This window comes from Chryseobacterium oncorhynchi (genome assembly GCF_002899895.1).
In the GTDB taxonomy this organism is placed as follows: Bacteria; Bacteroidota; Bacteroidia; order Flavobacteriales; family Weeksellaceae; genus Chryseobacterium; species Chryseobacterium oncorhynchi.
Genome location: NZ_PPEI02000002.1, coordinates 17,899 through 40,834 on the forward strand (window position 1 = coordinate 17,899; position 22,936 = coordinate 40,834).

17 protein-coding genes are annotated in these 22,936 nt (G+C 36.6%); 2 read left to right on the top strand and 15 right to left on the bottom strand.

Features of this window, described 5'->3' with window-relative positions; translation table 11 throughout:
• Positions 1–305: 305 nt before the first annotated feature.
• From C1638_RS05755 to amaB, 8 genes are all read right to left on the bottom strand, one after another.
• On the bottom strand, positions 306–1,721 hold the full coding sequence (locus C1638_RS05755; protein ID WP_109619121.1) for an efflux transporter outer membrane subunit: 1,416 nt from the start codon (positions 1,719–1,721) through the stop codon (positions 306–308).
• A 97-nt stretch (positions 1,722–1,818) separates the two neighbouring features.
• Positions 1,819–4,965 carry an efflux RND transporter permease subunit gene (locus C1638_RS05760; protein ID WP_109619123.1) on the bottom strand — a complete coding sequence of 1,049 codons (3,147 nt, stop codon included), beginning with the start codon at positions 4,963–4,965 and terminating at the stop codon, positions 1,819–1,821.
• Positions 4,965–6,152: an efflux RND transporter periplasmic adaptor subunit gene (locus C1638_RS05765; protein ID WP_109619125.1), complete on the bottom strand. Its 1,188-nt coding sequence runs from the start codon at positions 6,150–6,152 to the stop codon at positions 4,965–4,967. The genes C1638_RS05760 and C1638_RS05765 overlap by 1 nt, the downstream gene beginning before the upstream one ends.
• Before the next feature lies 1 nt (position 6,153).
• Entirely contained in the window at positions 6,154–6,609 is a 456-nt protein-coding gene (locus C1638_RS05770; protein ID WP_065394571.1) for a transcriptional regulator, read from the bottom strand.
• Positions 6,610–6,725: 116 nt separating this feature from the next.
• Positions 6,726–7,238: a GNAT family N-acetyltransferase gene (locus C1638_RS05775; RefSeq protein ID WP_109619127.1), complete on the bottom strand. Its 513-nt coding sequence runs from the start codon at positions 7,236–7,238 to the stop codon at positions 6,726–6,728.
• A 167-nt stretch (positions 7,239–7,405) separates the two neighbouring features.
• Positions 7,406–7,633: a DUF2007 domain-containing protein gene (locus tag C1638_RS05780; protein ID WP_109619129.1), complete on the bottom strand. Its 228-nt coding sequence runs from the start codon at positions 7,631–7,633 to the stop codon at positions 7,406–7,408.
• A 61-nt stretch (positions 7,634–7,694) separates the two neighbouring features.
• A complete protein-coding gene (gene lat, locus C1638_RS05785) occupies positions 7,695–9,020 on the bottom strand; it encodes an L-lysine 6-transaminase (protein WP_109619131.1) in 1,326 nt (441 codons plus the stop codon).
• Between the two features lie 112 nt (positions 9,021–9,132).
• Positions 9,133–10,683, bottom strand: coding sequence for an L-piperidine-6-carboxylate dehydrogenase (amaB, locus tag C1638_RS05790; protein WP_109619133.1), 1,551 nt, complete (start codon positions 10,681–10,683; stop codon positions 9,133–9,135).
• Positions 10,684–10,818: 135 nt separating this feature from the next.
• Between amaB and C1638_RS22280 the strand changes: the two genes are divergently transcribed.
• Positions 10,819–10,968 carry a histidine kinase gene (locus tag C1638_RS22280; protein WP_068943159.1) on the top strand — a complete coding sequence of 50 codons (150 nt, stop codon included), beginning with the start codon at positions 10,819–10,821 and terminating at the stop codon, positions 10,966–10,968.
• Positions 10,969–11,159: 191 nt separating this feature from the next.
• On the opposite strand, the gene C1638_RS05795 is transcribed toward C1638_RS22280, so the two are convergent.
• The 7 genes from C1638_RS05795 to C1638_RS05825 form a co-directional block, all read right to left on the bottom strand.
• Positions 11,160–11,348 (bottom strand): type II toxin-antitoxin system antitoxin, encoded by a 189-nt coding sequence (locus tag C1638_RS05795; RefSeq protein ID WP_109619135.1) that lies wholly within the window; start codon positions 11,346–11,348, stop codon positions 11,160–11,162.
• Between the two features lie 71 nt (positions 11,349–11,419).
• The gene (locus C1638_RS05800; RefSeq protein ID WP_109619136.1) at positions 11,420–12,286 is read right to left on the bottom strand and encodes an SPFH domain-containing protein; all 867 of its coding nucleotides are present in this window, start codon (positions 12,284–12,286) and stop codon (positions 11,420–11,422) included.
• Between the two features lie 167 nt (positions 12,287–12,453).
• Positions 12,454–15,723 (bottom strand): cytochrome c biogenesis protein CcsA, encoded by a 3,270-nt coding sequence (locus C1638_RS05805; RefSeq protein ID WP_109619138.1) that lies wholly within the window; start codon positions 15,721–15,723, stop codon positions 12,454–12,456.
• Positions 15,724–16,013: 290 nt separating this feature from the next.
• Positions 16,014–16,595, bottom strand: coding sequence for a Crp/Fnr family transcriptional regulator (locus C1638_RS05810; RefSeq protein ID WP_109619140.1), 582 nt, complete (start codon positions 16,593–16,595; stop codon positions 16,014–16,016).
• A gap of 65 nt (positions 16,596–16,660) precedes the next feature.
• Complete coding sequence (locus C1638_RS05815) at positions 16,661–17,305, bottom strand: cysteine hydrolase family protein (RefSeq protein WP_109619142.1); 645 nt, start codon at positions 17,303–17,305, stop codon at positions 16,661–16,663.
• A gap of 134 nt (positions 17,306–17,439) precedes the next feature.
• Entirely contained in the window at positions 17,440–17,940 is a 501-nt protein-coding gene (locus tag C1638_RS05820; protein ID WP_109619144.1) for a hypothetical protein, read from the bottom strand.
• An 11-nt stretch (positions 17,941–17,951) separates the two neighbouring features.
• The gene (locus C1638_RS05825; RefSeq protein ID WP_109619146.1) at positions 17,952–19,640 is read right to left on the bottom strand and encodes a DUF8202 domain-containing protein; all 1,689 of its coding nucleotides are present in this window, start codon (positions 19,638–19,640) and stop codon (positions 17,952–17,954) included.
• 642 nt (positions 19,641–20,282) lie between these two features.
• On the opposite strand from C1638_RS05825, the gene C1638_RS05830 reads away from it, so the two are divergent.
• Positions 20,283–22,859 (top strand): FtsK/SpoIIIE family DNA translocase, encoded by a 2,577-nt coding sequence (locus C1638_RS05830; protein WP_109619148.1) that lies wholly within the window; start codon positions 20,283–20,285, stop codon positions 22,857–22,859.
• Positions 22,860–22,936 lie beyond the last annotated feature (77 nt).

The window sequence follows — 22,936 nt, forward strand, 5'->3', positions numbered from 1 at the left end:
GACATTTTTTACTCAGTACAAAAAAAATCATTTCAGAGTTTCCAGAAATGCTGATTTAACTTAGTAAAAGTGAGTTAAAGGGAAATAAATTTAATATATAATTCAGGAATTTGTATCACGATTTTTTGTAATAAAGCTGTGAATTACCCAAGCTTGATCAACTAAAATAGGTATGAAGATTTTACAGAAATGGCAGAACTTTTGACCACTGTATCTCCATGATTTAAAAAAAAATGAGTCAGATAAAGAAAAAACGTATGCCATTGCTAACATACGTTTTTATTATACTGTATTACAAAATACGATTATTTCCAGCCTCCGCCTAAAGCCTGATAAAGCTCTACTGATGCTTTCATTTTGTTGTATTGTGCATTGGAAATATTAAGTTCAGCATTCAATGAATTAACGCTTGCATTCAAAACTTCAAGATAATTCGCCATACCATAGTTTACCAATTCCTGAGAATAGTCCACTGATTTTTTGTAGGCATTCAGTTCTTTTTGCTTTAATTCAATAAATGAATCTTGTACAGAGAAAACCCTGATAGCATCAGAAACTTCTTTCCCTGCAGTAAGAACAGTCTTTCTAAAATTCAGATACGCTGTTTCCTGATTGGCAAGACTTACATCGTAGTTGGTCTTAATTTGTCTCTTATTCAAGATGGGTTGTGCTAATCCTGCTACCACATTGGCAAATAATGAATTTACACTGAACAAGTGATCAATATCTACAGATTGAAGCCCTCCTGATCCTGTAAGTTTTAATGTTGGATAAAACTGAGCTTTCGCAGCATTGGTCAGTTCAAATGCATTCATTAAGGTATACTCTGCTCTCATTACATCCGGACGATTAGCCAGCAATTGAGTTGGATACCCAAGCTTTACATCGCTCGGAAGATTCTGTCCCTCTAAGGTAGATCTTTCAATCGTATGAGATGAGTCTCCCATTAAAAGGCTCATTGTATTCTCCAGCAATTGAATTTGTGTATCAATATCAATCAATAGAGATTTTGCATTGAAAACAAGTGCTTCACTCTGCTGTACGGCTACTTCTGTAAGAGATCCTGAAGCTTTCAAAGCCTTTGTTGCCTCCAGATTCTTCTCACGAACCGCAATGGTTTCTGTAATGATCTTTTTCTGAGAATCAAAAGTCAGTAATTGATAATAAGCAGAAGCAATAGAGGCAACTAGGCTGCTTTTTACCGCTTTATGAGCCGCAACAGTTCCTAAATAAGTTGCCAGCTGTGCTTTTTCCTGTGCTTTTAGTTTTCCCCAAATATCTGCTTCCCATCCAATAGTTCCTGTGATATCGAACTGATTGACATACCGTCTCTCTCCAATAATCTGCCCAAACTGGGTGTTGATAGACTGGGTTTGGAAAGTATAATTGGGACCAATAGATAGTGTTGGCTGATAGGCTGCTTTGCTCTGTTTCAGGTAGGCTTCTGCAGAATTAATGCTTTGCAGCGCAATTCTAATATCCAGATTGTTCTCTAAAGCCTTGGAAATATGTCCCTGAAGGATAGGATCTGTAAAGATTTCTTTCCATGAAACATTGGCAATGGTAGCACTGTCTGAAGGAAGCATATCGGTACGGAAAAGCTTTTCGTCAACAACGTTCTTCGGTCTCTCATACTCTTTTCTGGCCATACAAGATGTGATGGCTCCCAGTATGATTGCTGAGAAAGTTATTCCTTTTATGATGTTTAATAAACTCTTCATTGTTTAAAATTAAAAGTTAAAAATTAGAAAATAGAGGTTAGAAGCTGAGCATTAGATTAATTTCTAAGCTCTAACTTCTAGCTTCTCTAATTCATTTTTACTCTGCTAAATTGATTTCTTCTTTCTTTAGAGGTTTGATCTTTTCCTGTAGGGTTTCAAAAATCACATACAGTACCGGAATTACAAAAAGCCCTAAAATAGTACCTATCAATAATCCTATAGCAGCACCGGTTGCAATAGATCTGTTACCCACGGCACCAATTCCGCTTGCTAATACCAACGGTAATAAACCGAAGATAAAGGCAAATGATGTCATTAGAATAGGTCTCACCCTGGCTTTAGCTGCGTTGATAGCAGACATTACAATGGTTTCGCCATGATGTCTTCTCTGAACAGCAAATTCTACAATAAGAATCGCATTTTTCGCCAATAGTCCCACAAGCATGATCAGAGCAATCTGGAAATAAATATTATTTTCCAAGCCCATCAGCTTCTGTCCTAAGTAAGCTCCCATTACCCCTAAAGGAAGAGAGATTACAACAACCAGCGGAAGGATATAACTTTCATACTGTGCAGAAAGAATAAAGTATACAAAAATTAAACTCAATGCAAAGATCAATAACGTTTGAGATCCTGAATTTAACTCTTCTCTTGTTAACCCGGTAAATTCCACTGCATAGTTTTGATTCAGGGTTTCATTGGCCACCTGCTGTACAGCGGTAATGGCATCCCCGGAACTGTATCCCTCAGAGTTTGCTCCTGTTACTTTCACGGATGTAAATAAGTTATAACGGCTTACAGATTGAGGTCCGTATGCTTTTGTCAATGTTACAAATTGTGAAATCGGAGACATAATACCTGAACCTGTTCTTATATAAAGTTCATTTAGGTTTTCAATGTTCTTTCTGTTCTCAGGAAGTGCCTGAACCATAACTCTGAACTGTTTACCATACTTGGTAAAGTCGGCAGTATAAATACCACCAATATACCCCTGCATGGTAGCCAGAATATCATTTACAGAAACCCCAAGTTGCTTGCTCAGAGGAACATTAATTTCCATCTGATACTGAGGGTATTTAGTATTGAATGACGTTTGTGCAAATTGAATTTCTGGTCTCTGCATCAGCTTACCGATGAATTCATTTGTTTTATTATCCAGATCAGCATAGTCTCCACCTGATTTGTCCAGCAATACCATTTCAAAACCTGCACTACTACCAAAACCTGGTACACTTGGAGGTTGGAAAAATACAACTTTGGCATCAGGAACAGATCCTACAATTCCAAATAGTTTTTTTGTAATATCTTCAGAGGTTTGCCCACCTGCTTTTCTTTCTTCAAATGGCTTCAGTTTAACAAAGGCAAGACCATTGTTACTTCCGTTTCCGGATAAGAATCCTCTACCGGTAGAAATGGTAACGTTTTGCACTCCCGGAACTTTCATTGCTTTGGCCTGAAGAGTTTTCAAAGCATTGTAAGTTCTTTCCATAGAAGCACCCGGAGGAAGCTGAACATCTGTAAAGATAATCCCTCTGTCTTCTGTAGGCACAAACCCTTTCTTCATACTGCTGCTTGCCCAGAATAAAATACCTCCGGTAACTGCGAAAATAATCAGGGTAACCCATTTATGTCTTAAAAGGAATACAAATCCTCTTCCGTAACGTTCAGTAGTTGTTTTAAAAGCAATATTAAACTTATAGAAAAACTTCTGTAGCAGGTTTAGGTTCTTATATTCTGCATGATGCTCTGCGTGAGGTTTTAAGAATAATGAACATAAAACCGGACTCAAGGTTAATGCGTTAATAGCAGAAATGATGATTGCAATGATCAGCGTAATACCAAACTGCTGGTAGAATACCCCTGTGGGTCCCGTAATAAACGTCACTGGAATAAATACAGCTGCCATTACCAAAGTAATAGAAATAATAGCTCCTGTAATCTCATCCATTGCTTCTACCGTTGCTTTTTTCGCATCAGAAATACCGTGCTCCATCTTCGCATGGACTGCCTCGACGACGACAATAGCGTCATCCACCACAATACCAATGGCCAGTACTAATGCAAATAAGGTTAAGAGGTTCAATGAATACCCGAAGAGATTCAGGAAGAAGAACGCTCCTACAATAGATACCGGAACTGCGATGGCAGGAATCAGAGTTGATCTGAAATCCTGAAGGAAAATATATACTACAATAAATACCAGGATAAAAGCCTCAATCAGTGTATGTACTACCTTTTCAATAGAAGCTTCCAGGAATTCGTTGGTATCAAAGTTAAAAGTATATTTGATTCCTTTAGGAAAAGTTCCCTCTGCAGATTTCAGATAAGTTTTGATATTTTTAATAATCTCCTGAGCATTAGACCCTGGTGTCTGGAAGATCCCCATACTGATCGAAGGATTATTTCCGTTTTCCCCGATACCAGTGTAAGACTGTCCTGCCAACTCTACTTTGGCAACATCTTTCAGCATCAGGTTTTGTCCGTTTGCAAGAGATTTGATGATGATATTATCGTACTGTTCTTTATCGTTGAATTTACCTACATATTTGATAATATATTCAAAAGAACTTCCACTGTTTTGACCGATAGAACCCGCTGCAGCTTCTCTACTCTGCTCATTGATAGCATTGGTAACATCTGTAGGAGTTACACTATAAGCAGCCATTTTTGCAGGATCCAGCCAGATTCTCATCGAATAATTTTTACCTCCGAAAACATTGGCATCCCCTACACCATTTACCCTTTTCAGGTTTGGAATAATGTTGATGTTCAAAAAGTTCTGAAGGTATACGTCATCAAGATCTTTATTTTCAGAGTAGAAAGACATATACATCAAGGCACTGGTCTGCTGTTTCTGAGTTACAACCCCAGAACGGGTTACTTCAGACGGTAGAAGAGGTGTCGCTCTGGCTACACGGTTCTGTACGTTTACCGCAGCAATATCCGGATCTATTCCTTGTTTGAAGAAAACCTGGATCTGGGCAGAACCATCGTTCCCGGCGCTGGAAGTAATATAATCCATTCCTTCCACCCCGTTGATCTGTTCTTCCAAAGGTACTACTACACTTTTCATCACCGTCTCAGCATTAGCTCCTGTATAGTTTGCAGAAACACTTACCGTAGGCGGTGCAATATCCGGATACTGTGTAACCGGTAACGAGATCAGTCCTAGCACACCGAGAATCACAATCAAAATTGAGATTACGGTAGATAAAACCGGTCTGTTAATAAAGTTTTTTATCATTAGAATTTCGGTTTTATTGATTGAACAAGACTATCCATTTTGATCGGCTTCGGCTTCACGGCTGTTCCCGGTTTTAAACCTCCAATACCAGCTGCAACAATTGTTTCTCCTTTATTAAGTCCTGATTTGATAAGGGCTAAATTGTCAATTCTGTCAATAACATTTACCACAACATTTCTTGCAGTATCTCCTTTTTCTACTTTGTATACGTAAACAATACCTTGCTGTTCGTAAGTAGCACTTTCAGGAACAACCAATACATTGTCGTATCGATGTGGAAATCTGATCGTTCCACTGTTACCATTGCTTAATAATTTTTGAGCATTGGAGAACGCAACTCTGAACTGAATGGTTCCTGTTGTGGGATCAATCTGGCCTGTGATAGCTTCAATTTTTCCTTTTTCAGGATAAAGGCTTCCATTGGCTAACTGAAGTTCTACCATTGGTAAGTTTTTGATTTTCTCAGGCATAGAAGCTCCGGGAGATTTTTCAAGGAAATCAAAATAATCTTTTTCATTCATTGCAAAATAGGCAAAGATCTCAGAAGTATCAGAAATCGTTGTCAGTGGTGTCTGATCAGACGGTCCTACCAAACTTCCTACTTTTAACGGAAGTCTTCCTATTACCCCTGAAATAGGAGCACGAATGATAGAGTATTCTATGTTCGCCTCTACTCCTTTGTAATTAGCTTCAGCTTGTCTTTTTGCTGCATGCGCTTGTTGCAACTGTGCCTGTGCCTGTGCCAGCTGAGCCTGTGCCGTTTGTAGCTGTACATTACTAATAATATTTTTTTGTACAAGCGGTTTCAGTTTGTTCACTTCTACTTGTGCAGCGTTTACAGAGGCCTGTGCAGCAGCAATAGTAGATTCTGCAGCACCAATTCCTGCTTTGGAAGCAGCCGCATTTTCAGTCAGAATATTGGTTTCCAGACGGAACAAAGGCTGTCCTTTTGTAACATACTGCCCCTCATCTACCAATAGCTGGGTGATATAACCTTGTATTTTTGCACGCACATCATTGTTTACCCTACCTTGGATGGTAGCCGGAAACGTCTGATAACCCACTATATTTTTTGACTCCACAGAAACAACAGGAAACGGCTTGGCACCATCCTGTTTTGGAGCTTCTTTTTTGCAGGCAGTCAATGAGAATGCCGCAATCGAAAGTATAACTAGCTTATTATTCATTTTATAGTTTATTAAGAGATTCCTGAATATTTTCTATGTTTTTATTTAAGAGTGCTTTGTAAACTTCTATTCTTTCGTTGTATCCATCGTCTTTACTTTTTTTAAAATTGTTTAAATCATCTAATAGTTTTAGTTCGTCCTGCATTTTCTGGACAATTTTCTCGAATCGAATTTTCTTATATTCATCATTGATGAAAAAATACCGTTTTCGCTCATCCATTTTGTTATGATCTACAATGAGCTGAGCATTCAATAGTAATGAAATACTGGTAGATACTGAACTTTTGCTTGCTGAAAGGACTTCAACAAACTCGTCAAAAGTAATTCCTACTTTCTCATAGTCAAAAAGAAGGTAGGAATAAATTTTTGAAGCTAAAGGGGGTAAGCTGAACACGGTGCCGTAGAATTTTACGGCATCTTGAAAAATTTTTTCATCAATCTCTATACTTTGGTGCATAATATAAAAATTTTAACAAAAGTAAAAATTAGTTCAGAACCAAACGAACAAACCTGATAGAGATTATAAATACAGAGCGTTTTAAAAATTCAATGAAAGTTGATTTAACTTTTTGCTTAAATTATAATCTTCTCAAAGGCCTTTCTCATTCCATCTGCCAAAAGGACCTCTCCACAATAAGAATATCCTTTGCTTTCAAGGATTTTCAACATGGCTATATTGTCGTGGTTCGTATCTACCTTAACACTCTGAACTCCATGGGATCTGGTAAAATCCTCAATATGGTCAAAAAGTTTTTTGGTCATCCCCTGACCTGCAAATTTTTCATCAATGGCTACTCTATGAACAACAACAAATTCTCCATTGCTTAACCACGCTCCTTCAATTTTGCTGTAAGCAGGCTCGTCATTCAGAATCAGGGCTGCATACACTGCAATTTCTCCATCTACTGTAAGAACATACCCAAATCCTTTGGCAATATCACTTTCCACTGTTCCAAGATTAGGATATCCGTTCTGCCATTGTGTACTTCCATCCTGTCTTCTTCTTTCGATGGACTGTTGGATGATTTCCCAAATAATGTTTCTGTCTTCAATTTCCGCTTTTCTTAGTTTAGTTTCTGAATTCATGTAATTTATTTTTTGACTAAAAACTGGAAGATTAAAAAATTGGAGTCATTTAATTCTTTAATCTTTTAATGATTGATTGTTTTATTAATTAAAAAAACCGAAAATTAATTATGAAATTAATTTTCGGTTTGAAGTAGTAAAATTTAAAATTATGAAATTGTTTTTTATTAATTTTCACTTTGTTGAAGATAAGCATCTATAATTTCGAATGCTTTCTTTTCATCTTCCAAATCCACCATTACCTTTAGCGATGTAGCTGTGGGAGTTGTGGTAAATGTAAGATAATTGTTTTCAACGGCGTTTGTAATTTGCGCATCATCCAATTTAGACTTAACCAACTGAATTTCTGAAGGGTTATCACTTTCATAAACTGATACTCTCGTACTTCTTTCCATATTCTAATTGTTTGAGTATCTAAATGTACAATGTTTTTTTGAAAATTACAAATCTTTGGTTTTAAATTTTATTAATATTATTTTCAATTTTATCTAATGCCAATTGGATTTCTTCCTTGGTAACGTTCAGGTGTGGTCTGAAACGTAGAGACTGGTCTCCACATGGAAGAATGATCAATCCATCATTAAATAATTCATTCATCATCTTATTTCTGTCTTCTCCGGATGGAAGATCAACAGCACACATTAGTCCTCTACCTCTTGCATTAGAAATTTTCTCAGGATATTTCTCAGCTAGCGCTTTTAGGCTTTCTAATAGGAAATTTCCAACTACTCTTGCATTTTCCACAAGGTTTTCTTTTTCAATCACTTCCATCACCAATTGGAAACGAAGCATATCGATAAAGTTACCTCCAAATGTAGAGTTGATTCTTGAGCTTTCTCTGAAAACATTGTTCGGAACTTGGTCAAATTTTTCTTTGTTAGCTAATACTCCGCAAACCTGAGCTTTTTTCCCGAAAGAAATGATGTCCGGTTTTGCTGTAAAGTGTTGGAATGCCCACATTTTACCTGTAATCGCAATACCTGTCTGAACTTCGTCAAATATTAATAAAATTTCGTTGTTATCACAAATTTGTCTTAATCCCACTAGGAATTCATCTCTGAAGTGATTGTCACCACCTTCTGCCTGAATAGGTTCAATGATGATACAAGCTACTTTATCAGGATTCATCAAGATGGCTTCTTCAATCTGAACCAAAGCCAAATTCTCGTTCTTGATGGTTTCTTCAAGGTTTTCTTCTGTAATCGGGAATGTTAATTTTGGATTTAAGATTCTCGGCCAGTTAAACAGTGGGAAATATTGATACTTTCTAGGATCAGAAGTATTTGTTAAGCTTAAGGTATACCCACTTCTTCCGTGGAATGCCTGCTTGAAGTGGATACAGATTCCTGCTTCTGTCTGAAGTCCTTTTTCAAAATTCTTACGAGTTTTCCAGTCGAAACATGCTTTCATAGCATTTTCAACACCTAGAGACCCTCCTTCGATAAAGAAAGCGTATTGTAATTCTTCAGGAATAACCACTCTTTCAAATACTTCCAAAAAGTGAGCATATTCTTCTGAGTAAACGTCTGCTAATGTTGGTTTGTTGACAGCCATTCTTCCCAACCATTCTGATCTTTCCAGAAGGTAAGGGTGATTGTAGCCGATGGAAGCTGATGCAAACATAGAGAACATATCCAGGTATTCTCTATCTGTAAGTTTATCGTAAAGCCATGAACCGTGTGATTTTTCAATATCCATCACGAAATCAAAGCCGTCTGCCAGAACATGTTTTCCTACGGTTTCTTTTACTTTGTTTGCTTGTATATCTAATGTGTGTTCCATAATAAATTGTTGTGTGATTTAATAAGCGAATGATTAAACGGCCAAAAAGCTGAGCAAGTAATCATTCAGGTTATTAAGTTTTATAGTTTTTTGGGTGCTTTAAGTAAAGCTTTTATAAATCAAATTTAATTCCTTGTGCTAAAGGAAGATGTGCCGTATAATTTATAGTATTGGTTTGTCTTCTCATATAGTATTTCCAAGCGTCTGATCCAGACTCTCTTCCTCCTCCGGTTTCTTTTTCTCCACCGAAAGCACCTCCGATTTCAGCACCTGAAGTACCAATGTTTACGTTAGCAATACCACAATCTGACCCTGCATGAGAAAGGAATAATTCTGCTTCTCTAAGGTTCTGAGTCATGATTGCAGAAGATAATCCTTGTGGAACATCATTCTGAATAGCAATAGCATCCTCTAAAGTTTTGTATTTGATTAGATATAAGATGGGTGCAAAAGTTTCATGCTGAACAATTTCGTAAGAGTTCTTTACTTCTGCAACACAAGGTTTCACATAGCAACCTGATTCATATTCTTTTCCGGATAAAACTCCGCCTTCAACAGCGAATTTCCCTCCTTCTTTTTTACATTTCTTGATTGATTCTTCGTACTGGTTTACAGCGTCAACGTCGATCAATGGTCCTACGTGATTCGCTTCATCCAATGGATTTCCAATTTTTAATTGCCCATAAGCTTTTACCAATCTTGATTTCACTTCATCATAAACATCTTCATGAATGATTAATCTTCTTGTAGATGTACATCTTTGTCCTGCAGTTCCTACAGCTCCGAAAACAGCTCCAATGATAGACATGTTAAGGTCTGCTTCCTTGGTGATGATGATGGCATTGTTTCCTCCCAATTCAAGGATAGATTTCCCGAATCTTTCTGCTACTTTAGAAGAAACCATTCTTCCTACTCTTGTAGAACCAGTGAAAGATACTAAGGCAACTCTTTTATCATCTACCAATTTCTGTCCTATTTCATGATCTGCTACCAATACACTTGAAATTCCTTCGGAAAGATTATTTTCCTTTAAAACTTCATTCATGATATTTTGACATGCAATAGCACAAAGTGGAGTTTTTTCTGATGGTTTCCAAATCGTAACGTTACCACAGATCCAAGCTAAAGCAGTGTTCCAAGACCATACCGCTACCGGAAAGTTGAAAGCTGTGATGATTCCAACCACTCCAAGTGGGTGATATTGTTCGTACATTCTGTGACCTGGTCTTTCGGAGTGCATTGTGTATCCCTGAAGTTGTCTGGAAAGACCTACCGCGAAATCGCAGATATCAATCATTTCCTGAACTTCTCCAAGTCCCTCCTGTAATGATTTACCCATTTCATAAGAAACAAGTTTACCAAGATCATCTTTATATTCTCTTAATTTTAAGCCAAGCTGTCTTACGATCTCTCCTCTTTTAGGAGCCGGGATCAGCCTGAATTCCTGAAATGCCTTTTGAGCCGTTTCAATTACTTTGTCATAATCACTTTCTCCGGAAGTTTTTACTTTAGCAATCAACTTTCCATCTACAGGAGAAATGCTTTCTATCACCTTTCCTGAAGCGAAATATTTCCCGCCCACTGAAGTCCCTTTGTTCTCTTCTTTAATCCCAAGGTTTTTGAGTGTTTTTTCGATTCCGAAATCCTTTACTTTTTTTGACATAAAATCTTACTTTTCGTTCTCTCTAAAGATAAAAATATTATGCGAACCTCAAAACTTTAATTTTTAATATGCTTTTTATTTGGACTAATTATAAACATGCTTATCTTTGCAGGGTAATCCTTTTGACAATCACCGATGGAAAATTCACAAGAAAACAACTCAAAGTTTAAAAAGTGGTTCAAGCGTGTAGGATGGGCAGGCTTTGCTTTCTTTACCATTAAAGGCTTGATTTGGCTCGTAATATTCTACTTTGGAGCAGATTCTCTTCAGAGTTGTATGAAATAAAAAAGCAGAGAAAATTTCTCTGCTTTCTTTTTTTGTAAAAGGTTAACTGAATTGTCATTTTTTTATTGAAACGCTAAAAAAACAAACCTTTTTTGTGTTTTCTGTAATTTAAAAATGGAAATAAATACCAAGTTTTAATTGATACATTGCCTGAAAAGATCATTTATCATCTTAAACTTACTCTTTTCATGCTATTCATTCTTCTTCCTCCCTGCATTGACCAGGCTCTGATGCAACAGGTATTCTATCTGTCCATTCACACTTCTGAATTCATCATTCGCCCACTTTTCAAGAAGTTTATAAGTAGACTCATCTATCCTTATGACAAAAGACTTTTTGTTTTTATTTTCTGAAGTGTTTTGAGCTTTTTCTGATTTCATTGTTCTTGTTTTTAATGCAAGATTTACTTTCAGGCTTACAGGTACGTAAACGTGAAGTTTTAGTTATTATTTTAGTTATACAGGGTTCCTGCATTCAAGATTGGAGTTGCCGCTTTTTCGCCACATAAAACCACCATCAGATTGCTTACCATTGCCGCTTTTCTTTCATCGTCAAGTTCAACGATATTTTCTTCGGAAAGCTTTTTCAAGGCAAGATCTACCATTCCCACAGCTCCTTCTACAATCTTAGTTCTTGCTGCTACAATTGCTGTTGCCTGCTGTCTCTGAAGCATTGCTCCCGCTATTTCTGAGGCATAAGCCAGGTGAGAAATTCTTGCTTCCTGAATAACAATTCCTGCTTTTGAAAGACGATCTGTAAGTTCCTGTTCTAAAATCGAATTGATTTTGTCTCCGCCTTCTCTTAAAGTAATCGGTGCATGATCATCTTCTAAATTATCATAAGGAAAGCTCATCGCCAAGTGACGTACTGCAGCCTCACTCTGCATTCTTACAAAGTCAGAATAACGTTCTACATCGAAAGCCGCTTTGTAAGTATCTCCTACTTTCCATACCATTACCACTGCAATTTCGATGGGGTTACCCATTTTATCATTTACTTTCAAAGTCTGTCCTTGTAAGTTTTCAGAACGTAATGACATTTTCTGAGATGAATACAAAGGATTGATGAAAAACAGTCCGTTATCTTTTACAGATCCAACATATTTTCCAAAGAAGTTCAACACTCTCGAATGATTAGGCTGAATAATCATTAGCCCTTTTAAGAAAAAGCAAGAAACAAGAAAGCAAAGCATCGCTAAAATAACGAAAGTAATACTCTGGTCTACCCCACTTACAAAAAAGTAAATAGAGGCTACAAACAAAACGAGACAAATCACTAATGTTAAATAGCCAGACATGGGTTTTAAGATTTTTTCCATATAGATATAATTTTTAATTTGATATTATTTTGATATCATAAAGATATGAGTAAATTTTGGATTTTGAATCATAAATAATGATTTTTTGATGGGCTCCAAATCTCAGATAAAAACAAAAAAAATCCCGGAAAATAAATTCCAGGATTTTAAATTATATGTTTAGCGTTTTATTTCTTCGTTAATTTTTTAAACTTGAAATAAGATACAGCTGATAAAGTAATCATTGTTGCAATTCCGATGTATACCCAAGCCGGAACCGGAACCGGATCACCTGCAGCATAAGAGTGAAGTCCGCTTAGATAATAATTTACTCCAAAGTAAGTCATTACCATTGAGCAGAACGCAAACATCGTTGCTACGTGGAATGCCCATCTGCTTCTTAACCCTGGTACCAATCTCATGTGCAATACAAAAGCATATACCATGATAGAGATGAAAGCCCAAGTTTCTTTTGGATCCCAGCTCCAATATCTTCCCCAAGATTCGTTGGCCCAGATACCTCCAAGGAAGTTTCCAACGGTTAAAGCAAAAAGACCGATTGTTAATGACATTTCAGAAACAATTACCAGTTCCTTTAATGTAGTATCATGGTGAATTTTATAGGTTTCTTTCTTTGATATAATATAGAATATCAAGGATAGCACAGCAATAATCATTGACAGGGCAAAGAAACCATAACTTGAGGTAATAATTGCTACGTGAACAATTAACCAGTAAGATTTCAATACCGGAACAAGAGGCGTAATTTGTGGATCAAGTGCTGAACCTCCATGTGCAAATCCCATCATGATAACTGCTACCATAAATCCGGACGCCGGAATCAATGCATTTGAATTTCTATACAGCGCCAGACCTGCTGTAATACCTACCCAAGAGATGAAGATAATAGCTTCATATCCGTTACTCCATGGTGCATGTCCTGAAATATACCATCTTGCTACAAGCCCAAGGAAGTGGCATAGGTATCCTATTAAACCCACTGCAATAATAATCTTAATGGCTTTGTTTAATCTTTTATCCGGCTTGAATAATTCAACAAACCCCAAAATTAAAATAAGACCTCCAATGATTGTATAGAAAATTAATAATTTGAAGTTAATATCCGCTTTATTCATGAAAACCTCAAGATCAACTTTGGATTTTGCAGGAACTACTGCTTTCCCCCATTTCTGCTGGTAGTCTGAAAGCTTAGCTAATTCTGTATCTGCTTTGCTCCAGTTTCCTGATTTTTGAGCAGTAAGAGCTTCAGCAAAATAAGGTCCCATTACCTGTTGAGATTCCATATCCGGTTCAAATTTCTGGTCAAGCCATGAATGCCATGTGTGGTTAGCATCGTTCTTTACAGGAACAATTCTCATAAACTGCCCGCTAAAGAACTCGTTGAAGATCTGTACTCTTTCGTTTACAGCAATTACTTCTTTATCATAATTGGTCTGCTCAGCCGGTTTTTTACGGAAAGCTGTATTATAATCATGCTCTAAGATATACGTCAGGTTTCCATTGGCATCTGCAGGGAAAAGATTCATTAATGACGTGTATCCTTCTTCATCGGCTTTTGTTTTATTCTTTAGCTCATCCCCTCCTTTTGGTCCAACTTTAATCATTGGAACCATTGTCCAGCTTGGCGTATCTGTATTGATAGAAAGAAACCATTGGTTAGCAGTCAGGGATTTACCATCTGTTCCTTTGAAGCTATCATGCTTGTAAAGTTTTCTTAAAACCTCTAAAGCTTGTGTGTTCATTGGAACAATTCTTCCCTCAAAATTCTGAACTAAAAGATATCCGAATTTATCAGCGTGTTCTTTACTGATTTTGTTTCTTGCAATGATTTCATCGGGAGTAATTGATCTCATTTTCCCCATTGGAGTAGCCAATGAGTTCTGCTTTGGTGCAGCACCGTCAAGCGGTTGAGCATTCGGAGCCGGAGCGTGGCTATGTCCATCGCCCTCTACATGTACATGTTCTCTGCTTCCGTCAGTAGTACCATGTGTTTCAATTTTCTGTGCATTTAAACCTAAGCTTAAAAGCACCAATAATACTGCAGCAGCTTTCTTCTTACTAGCATCTACAAGCATTTTATTTAATTTCCAGAAGTGTGTTCCTTTCCAGAAGAAAATAACAAACATTCCTAAGAATAAAAGACCATATCCGATATAAGAGATCAAAGTTCCCCAGAAGTCATGGTTTACAGAAAGTACTGTTCCCATTCTGTCTGGATCAAAACTTGACTGGAAGAAACGGTATCCACTATGATTTAGAACGTGGTTCATATAAATTTTATAAGGAGTTTCTTTTCCGCCATCAATGATTTTAATGTGACTTTCATATGCACTCGGAGATGAACTTCCCGGATAAGTTTCCATAACGAAGTCATCTAATTTTAATGCAAATGGTGTATTGTAAACTTTAGGTCCGTATCCAACCATAATGTTTAAGCCATCCATTGTTATTTGTTTGTAGGCATTTGGATTTCCTTTTTCGACGGAAAGATCAACCAATTGCTTTGTTTTTGGTCCTTGTAGCTCGATTTGAAGCATATCTGGAACATTAGCATCTTTCTTTCTGTCTCCTTCAATAGCCATCAGTCTTCCTTTCTTAAGACCTTCAGGAACTACAAGTTTTAATTCATTGATTGTATATAAACTTCTCAATGCTAAAGGCTGGAATTCATTCTTTACTGTACTTCCGGTAGCTTGAGTAGCCATCGTCATAAAGCTTGCATCCACAGGAGTCTTTATGAATAATTTACCACCTTCATTTTTGAATTCCACAGCGCCTTCAATTGCTCTGTTGAATGTTACCAAAGTTCCGTTGATGGATTTTGTTTCTCCCGGTTTGATGTAGATGTTTTGTCTGCCGGTGCTTCCTGTAGAAACAAGGTGAAGATATTCAGCGCCGTTTGGCTCAGCTACTAAGCTGTCTTTTTTTCTCTGAATATATTCCTTGGCAAAAATCTTTACTTCTTTTCCGTGGAAATCATAAGTTGCACTCAAATCCTTGTGCAATGGAGACATTAGATAAGGAATATCCTTATAATTAAGGACGTCTCCCTTTTCTTCGATCTGAATTTTAAGAAAGTTTTTATCCGTTACAATTTCGTTGGATGTTTCCCCTTCTCTAATGTGCATGGTACCCTCGAAACTAATGTATCTTGTGATAGCACCACCAATAAAAATGAATATAAAGGCAAGGTGAAAAACTAAAACCGGCCACTTTTCTCTTTTCCAAAGTCTATATCTTCCGATATTTCCAATGAAGTTCAGAATAAGCAGAACCATAATCAGTTCAAACCATTTTGCCTCATAAATTAATGCTTTTGCTGTAGGAGTTCCGTAGTCGTTTTCTAAGAACGTTGCATAGGCCATTGCAAATGCGTAAACCAGTAACAATACAGCCATTGTCCTGGTTGAGATAAGAATATCTTGGAGCTTCTTCATGATTTATATGTACTTGACATGCAAAAATAAGGATGATAAACTACAAAGTGCTGAAAAAAAGCTGTTTTTTGTCATTTTGAAGCCCGTTTGGCTTATTTTGAACCGTTCTTAATAACATTGGAATTATTAGGAAAAATTCAATCTTTAATTCCAAAAAAATACAAATTTAAAATACCTATTCCCATGATTGAAGACTTCTATACTATTAAGCCTAACAATAAATACAATACACTCATAAACAAATAATTAAATATAGAACCAATTCGAAAATCTTAATTAAAATTGGAACGTCATTTTCCTAAGGAGGTCTTTTTTCTGATCTTACTTAAAAATTCATGGGTAATTCCAAGGTATGACGCCACTTGCTGCTGGGTAAGCTTTTGTTCAAGGCCGGGGTATTTTTCCAAGAATTCAAGGTAGCGTTTATCTGCTGTTTTACCCGTTAATGATAAAATTCGTCTCTGTAATGCGACTGATGACTGTTGATTCATAATCCTGAAAAGTTTCTCCACCTGTGGCAATGTTTCATACAGATATTCTTTATCTTTTTTTGAAATCATTAGTACACCACTATCCTGAAGAGCCTCAATATTCAATATGCTCGGAACATCATTAATCAGGCTGTCTATATCCGTAATCCACCATCCCTCAACAGCAAAATAGAGGGTTTGTTCAAATCCAGTTTCATTAAGGTAGTAAACTTTAAAACAACCATTCAAAACAAAGCCCTCGAAAAGACAATAATCTCCCTCTTTCAGAATCACATCTTTCTTTTTAAAGCTTTTATATTGAAAACGCGAACTCAATTCCCCAAATTCGTCCTCTGAAAGCTCAATATATTTGTTGATATTTTTATAAAGCTGATCGAACATGTTATTATTTAACAGAATAAAGATACCAATATTTAGTATTGATACCTTTATTATTCATGATACTTTTACTTCCCTTTTACAAAATCATCTGTATTGGTAATACGGGTATAAAGATTTCCAAGTGCAGATATACCTGCCAAAAATGACCTTTGGATCTCTTCTGCTTTCACAACTTTTCCGTTCAGTTCTCGGTCTCTTGTTGCCGTAGCATCTCCAATAATTGTATTAGTGAAACCAAAATCAAAGGAAGCTCTAGTGGTTGCTTCTACACATACATCCGTCATCATTCCTGTAATGACAAGCTTTTCAATATTTTTAGACTGAAGATATTCCAACAGATCAGTCTCCCGAAAACTGTTGGGAAAATGTTTCACAATCACTTTTTCATTAGCCAAAGGTGAAACCAAAGAATGAATACCTGCGCCTGTAGTTTCCGGTAAAAAGAAAGTAGCCCCCTCGTTTGTTGAAATATGCTTAATATGAATAACGGGAAGGTTATTCTTTCTAAAGTATTCTAAAATTTCTTTTGCGTTTTCACCAGCCTGCTCTGCTCCCTCCAATGTCATTTTTCCTCCCGGAAAATAATCGTTTTGTACGTCGATAATTAATAATGCCGTGTTTTCCATTTTTCTTTTTTGTTGTGCGTTAATTTGTACCAGTGATAGTAAAGCAAGACATACAGTCAAAATGCTTTTTAATAAATTTTTCATAGACTCAATTTTATGGGACAAAATTATTAAGACGATTACTCTTTACATTTGAACTAGTTCAAAAAATGCATCAAAGGACAAAATAAAAACCGGAAGAAAATCTTCCGGTTGTATCATTAGTCTTCATTAATATATTATTTCCAATAGCTCCATTTTAATCCATCAAACACAGCCATGCTTTTACTCACCGTATCATAGCAGATCATACCGGGATATGGATTTTTAACATTGATATGAGGGGCTGCAATTTTCGGAAGAATAAGTGCTTTGTCTGCAGACTCCAGCACCAATACTCCGGGAGCGCTAGTTGCATCGGATCCCATGATAACTCTATTTTGTCCGGGAATTTCCCCATTGGTATTGAAAACAGCTCCTGTAACAGAGCCTTCATCACTTAAAGGAACCCAGGCAGATTCTACATTCATTTTTAATGTTTTATCATTTTTATCCATGAGAAGGGTTCCTGAGGAAGCATCAGATGGAAGTGTTTCTACAATAGGCAAAAGAATACCTTTTGTGGTATTAGCCGGAAAATCTAAAAGACCGTCCCCATCAACCTGGCTTTTCTCAATGGCAACTTGTGCGGAAATTACCACTGCATAAAGCGTTATTATTATTGTGAATACTTTTCTCATTTTTAAGTTTTTTAATCATTACAAGATCTGACGATACAATTCCAAGTCGTTCCGTTATACAGCTTAAAGCATTTATCCGTTGTATCATAAATCAACATTCCCTCAACAGGCAAAGCTATGTTTGCTGAAGTAGTTCTCGTAATTACTAATCCTTTATTATTGGATTCAAGGGCCAAAAATCCATTAGGAACATTTCCGGGCCAACCGTTCTGTACCTGAGTATGTCCCGTGATTCCTACTGTTGTGACAGCATCCGGAGTTCCTGTTGCAGGATCTTTGGTACAATAGCTTTGAAGATTAGTCCCAAATGTAAAGTACTTATTAGCAGGAAATGAATACTTAAATATAGCTTTACCATTAACAAAACTTGTTGCAGAAATCATTTGTACATTCTGTGTAAATCCAGCATCATCTGCAGTCATCATTAATATCTTATCTGTAGGCAATATTTCCGTATATCTTGAAAGATCAGCCTGCAACCAAACCGAACCCGTATCATTAGTCTTTTGGGCCAGCCACGTTCTTTGGATAATTTTTCCGGAAGTTGTTCCAAAATTAACTAAAGGAAGTGCCTGAACATTATTATCCCCTAATACCAAGAAAGTTTTATCCTGAGAAAAAGCGACTCTGCCGGAATCCGCATTAGGTAAGACAAAGTTATTGGTTGTAGCCAGTGTAAGCATAATATTATTTTCTTCATTAATACTGTTACTCACCATTTGGTTCAAAACTGACATATCATCTTTCGCAATACCAAAAATATTATTGTTAAAAGTAGTATTCAGAGCGGAATTCCATGTAGCTGCCTGATCAGAATTCAGATAATTTTGTGGTTGCTGTAAGGTGATCCCATACTTGATGGCCAGATAAGAATTCACCCTCTGCCTTTCTTCCGCAGTTTGTGTTTCCGAATATAAAATAAACTCTCCTATTCTGTCTCCTTCTAAGGAAGTAGAACCAGAACCACCGTCATTATCCATCAAAAGAACCATCCCCGGATAGTTTGCTGTTGATGAAACATTATTTGATGGACCTCCATAAAACTGACCGTTATTATCAAAGAAATATTTTATATCACTACCTGTTAAATCATTATAATAAGATTGAATGCTGGGGACATTACTCCCTACTGTATTGATAACATCTGTCCCGAAGAATACATCTCCAGATTCTTTTTCATTATAAAATTCAGGACGATTGGTTTTTGTTCCAAAAAACGGGGATTGCCATACTCCTGCAATGCTTGTAGTATTTGAGCTTTGGGCCGTACCATTCATTACAAATAAAGTTCTGTAGGTAGCTGACGCCGTTCTGGTAAGATGGGTATATGAAGTAAGTGACTTAGTGATATTATCGGGAAATCCTGAAGGAAATTTGTATCCGGATCTATAGCCGTTCGTGCTTACGATTTCTATAGCAGGATTAAAATTAAAGCTGGAAATTGCCGTTGCTGAGCGATAAACGGGCATTGAGCTTATCCCGGGGTCAGCATAATAACCCGGTATTCCCTGGTTGGCAATTCCGTTTACCCCACCAGTTTTTTGATTCTCCCATATGGAGACTTGTGTATTGTCTGTTGTTGCGCCTGTACCTGCATCTGCTTTCACCCATATCTGCAAATTATTGGAAACACCACCCGGAGATTGTGCCCACAGAGTACAATTACCCAACAAGAATACAAAGAATAACTGCTTTCTCATTGATGTATTTTTAAATATTCTTGTCTATTTTTTAAAGTTGGCGAATCCAATTAAGAAATGTCAACTCATTAGGAAAAATGGAATATAGAAGTTGATTAAAAAGTAAAGTCTATCAACTACTTTTACTATTAAAACATTGCTGTGCACAATAAATCATACTATTATTTAAAATAATAAAACAGCACAACAAAAAGTATATATCATTTACTATAGATATACAAATATATGACATATTTATTCAATCAAACAGCAAGCATCTAATTGAAAACGTTAATATTATACCTGTTTTAGATTAAATACCCACTAAATCATCAACAGAAAGCAAATATCTATTTTATAATATTAACTTTTATTTTTTAATTATTGTTTTTTTTCCACTCTTATACATCGCAGTTAAAAATATTCCTGCTTTTTGAAGAGCTATATGAAAGAAATAAGAGTCAATTAATATAATTTAACAGGTATGTATTTGGATAAACAAAAAAAATAACCTTATTTTTATTTCAGCCAATATTATAAGGGAAAATATTTTTTAATCAATTTTAAATAATCGTAGTAAAAAGCGGGCATTACAAAATGTTTTTTGAAGAAAAAAGATTCTTATTAGTATTGAAAAAACATTAAATTTGCCACATTGATATTATGGACAAAAAGACACAAAAAAAACCGACTGAATCGCTTGAAAAAGGCAGAATTTTATCTAAGCCACGTATTTTTTTCGGGCTTACCTTTATATTATTTTCCGCTGTTCTCGCCTTATCATTTATCTCTTATTTAATGAACTGGAAGGCAGACCAAAGCCAGGCTGGAACTATGCTCGACAAGAGTATAAAATCATCAAACATTTTCGGTAAGGCCGGAGATTGGTTTGGGAACATCTTTATATTTGAAAGTATCGGGATTGCTTCATTTATTATTGCATTCCTATTTCTGGTTGTGGGGACTCTTATCCTTAAGAAGAAAACTTTCAAGCCTTGGAAGACCATTGGTCATTCTCTGTTTTTCATCTGCTGGCTTCCTATTTTCATGGGAGCGCTTACAAAAGGACAGGGAGTTTTGGGAGGCGTCTATGGATTTCAAATCATGGACTATCTTAATTCTATTATCGGTAGTGTAGGTTTATGGACGGTATTGGCAGCAAGCATTCTTTTGTATTTCATCCTTGAATTTAATCTTCGTCCAAGCTCCGTTAAGGCAAAATTGAATAAGATCAATGAAAACACTATTGGAAGAGTAAAATCTATGATGCCGGATTCTGATGAAGACTTTGAAGCTGATGAAGATTTAAAAGAAGAAGCAGACGAAGCTGAAGCTGGGAAAATAACAGCACCTAATGTTACAGTAAGTGACATTCCAAACCCCGTTTCCAATAATCCTATCAATAAAGCTAAAGAACAGGAACCTGTAAATGCTCCAAAAGGATTTCCTGAAGTTCCCGTTTCTACAAATATAGAAACCATTACTACTCCTAATCATACTTCCTTTGATGATGAACCGAAAGAAGTGCCTCAACCTGTAAGTCTGAATCTTTCAACTAAACCGGTTGTTCCTGTTTCCACTCCGGAGGAAGCATTTGATATCAGACCTTCTACACCAGCTCCTGCAGCTCCAGCACAGGAAAACATTAAGTTCAATGTGGAAGTAGCGCAAGTAGTTGACATCCTGGATGATTCTGACAGAAAATCTCAGGAATTGGTAGAAAAACATGGTTTATACGATCACAAATTGGATTTGGCTAATTTCCACATGCCACCGGTTGATCTTTTGAAAGACTATGGTAGCGAAGAAATCTCCATCAATCAGGAAGAATTAGAAGAAAATAAAAATAAAATCGTTGGACTTTTAAAGAACTTCAACGTAGGAATTTCAGAGATCAAGGCTACGATTGGGCCAACCGTTACGCTATATGAAATTGTACCGGAAGCAGGAATCAGAGTGGCGGCTATTAAAAAGCTTCAGGATGATATTGCATTGAATCTTTCTGCTTTAGGGATCAGAATTATTGCTCCAATGCCAGGAAAAGGAACAATTGGAATTGAGGTACCAAGAAAAAATCCTACCATGGTTTCTATGCGTTCTGTGATTGCTTCTCAAAAATTCCAGAATACAGATATGGATCTTCCTGTAGTTTTCGGAAAAACAATTTCCAACGAAATCTTCATGGCTGACCTTTCAAAAATGCCTCACTTATTGATGGCAGGGGCAACAGGGCAGGGTAAATCTGTAGGGATTAACGCCATCCTTACTTCCCTACTCTACAAGAAACACCCAAGCGAACTGAAATTCGTAATGGTGGATCCTAAAAAAGTGGAACTTTCTTTATATTCAAAAATAGAAAGACATTATTTAGCAAAGTTACCAGATGCAGAAGAAGCAATCATAACAGATACCAATAAAGTAATCAATACCCTGAATTCTTTATGTATTGAAATGGACACGAGATATGATCTTCTTAAAAATGCATTCTGTAAAAATTTAAAGGAATACAATAAAAAGTTTACCGAAAGAAAATTAAATCCTGAAAACGGGCACCGTTTCTTACCTTATATAGTTTTGGTAGTAGATGAGTTTGCAGATTTGATCATGACAGCAGGTAAAGAAGTTGAATTGCCTATTGCCAGATTAGCACAGCTTGCAAGAGCCGTAGGAATCCACTTAATTGTTGCTACCCAGAGACCATCTGTAAATGTAATCACAGGTATGATTAAGGCCAACTTCCCTGCAAGAGCTGCCTTCAGAGTAATCTCCAGTGTGGATTCAAGAACGATCCTTGACTCTCCGGGAGCAGATCAGCTGATTGGTAAAGGAGATATGCTTTATTTCAATGGTAACGAAATCCTTAGACTTCAGTGTGCCTTTGTAGATACTCCGGAAGTTGAAAGACTTGCAGAGTTCATTGGGGAACAAAAAGGATATGCATCTGCATTCCTTCTTCCTGAATATGTTTCTGAGGATTCTACAAGTACTGTAGGAGCATTCGATCCAAATGAAAAGGATGCTTTATTTGAAGATGCTGCAAGAATCATCGTTTCAACACAACAAGGTTCTACTTCAATGCTTCAGAGACAGCTTAAATTAGGGTACAACAGAGCGGGGAGAATCATGGATCAGCTGGAAGCAAGTGGTATCGTAGGCGGATTTAATGGAGCCAAAGCAAGAGAAGTTATCATCAGTGATCTTCATTCTTTGGAACAGTTCCTTGAAGATTTAAGAAGCTAATCAACTATAAAAATTATCAATATACAAATAAATCCCGGGCATTCTTACATAAAAGAACCCGGGAAATAAAAACACTC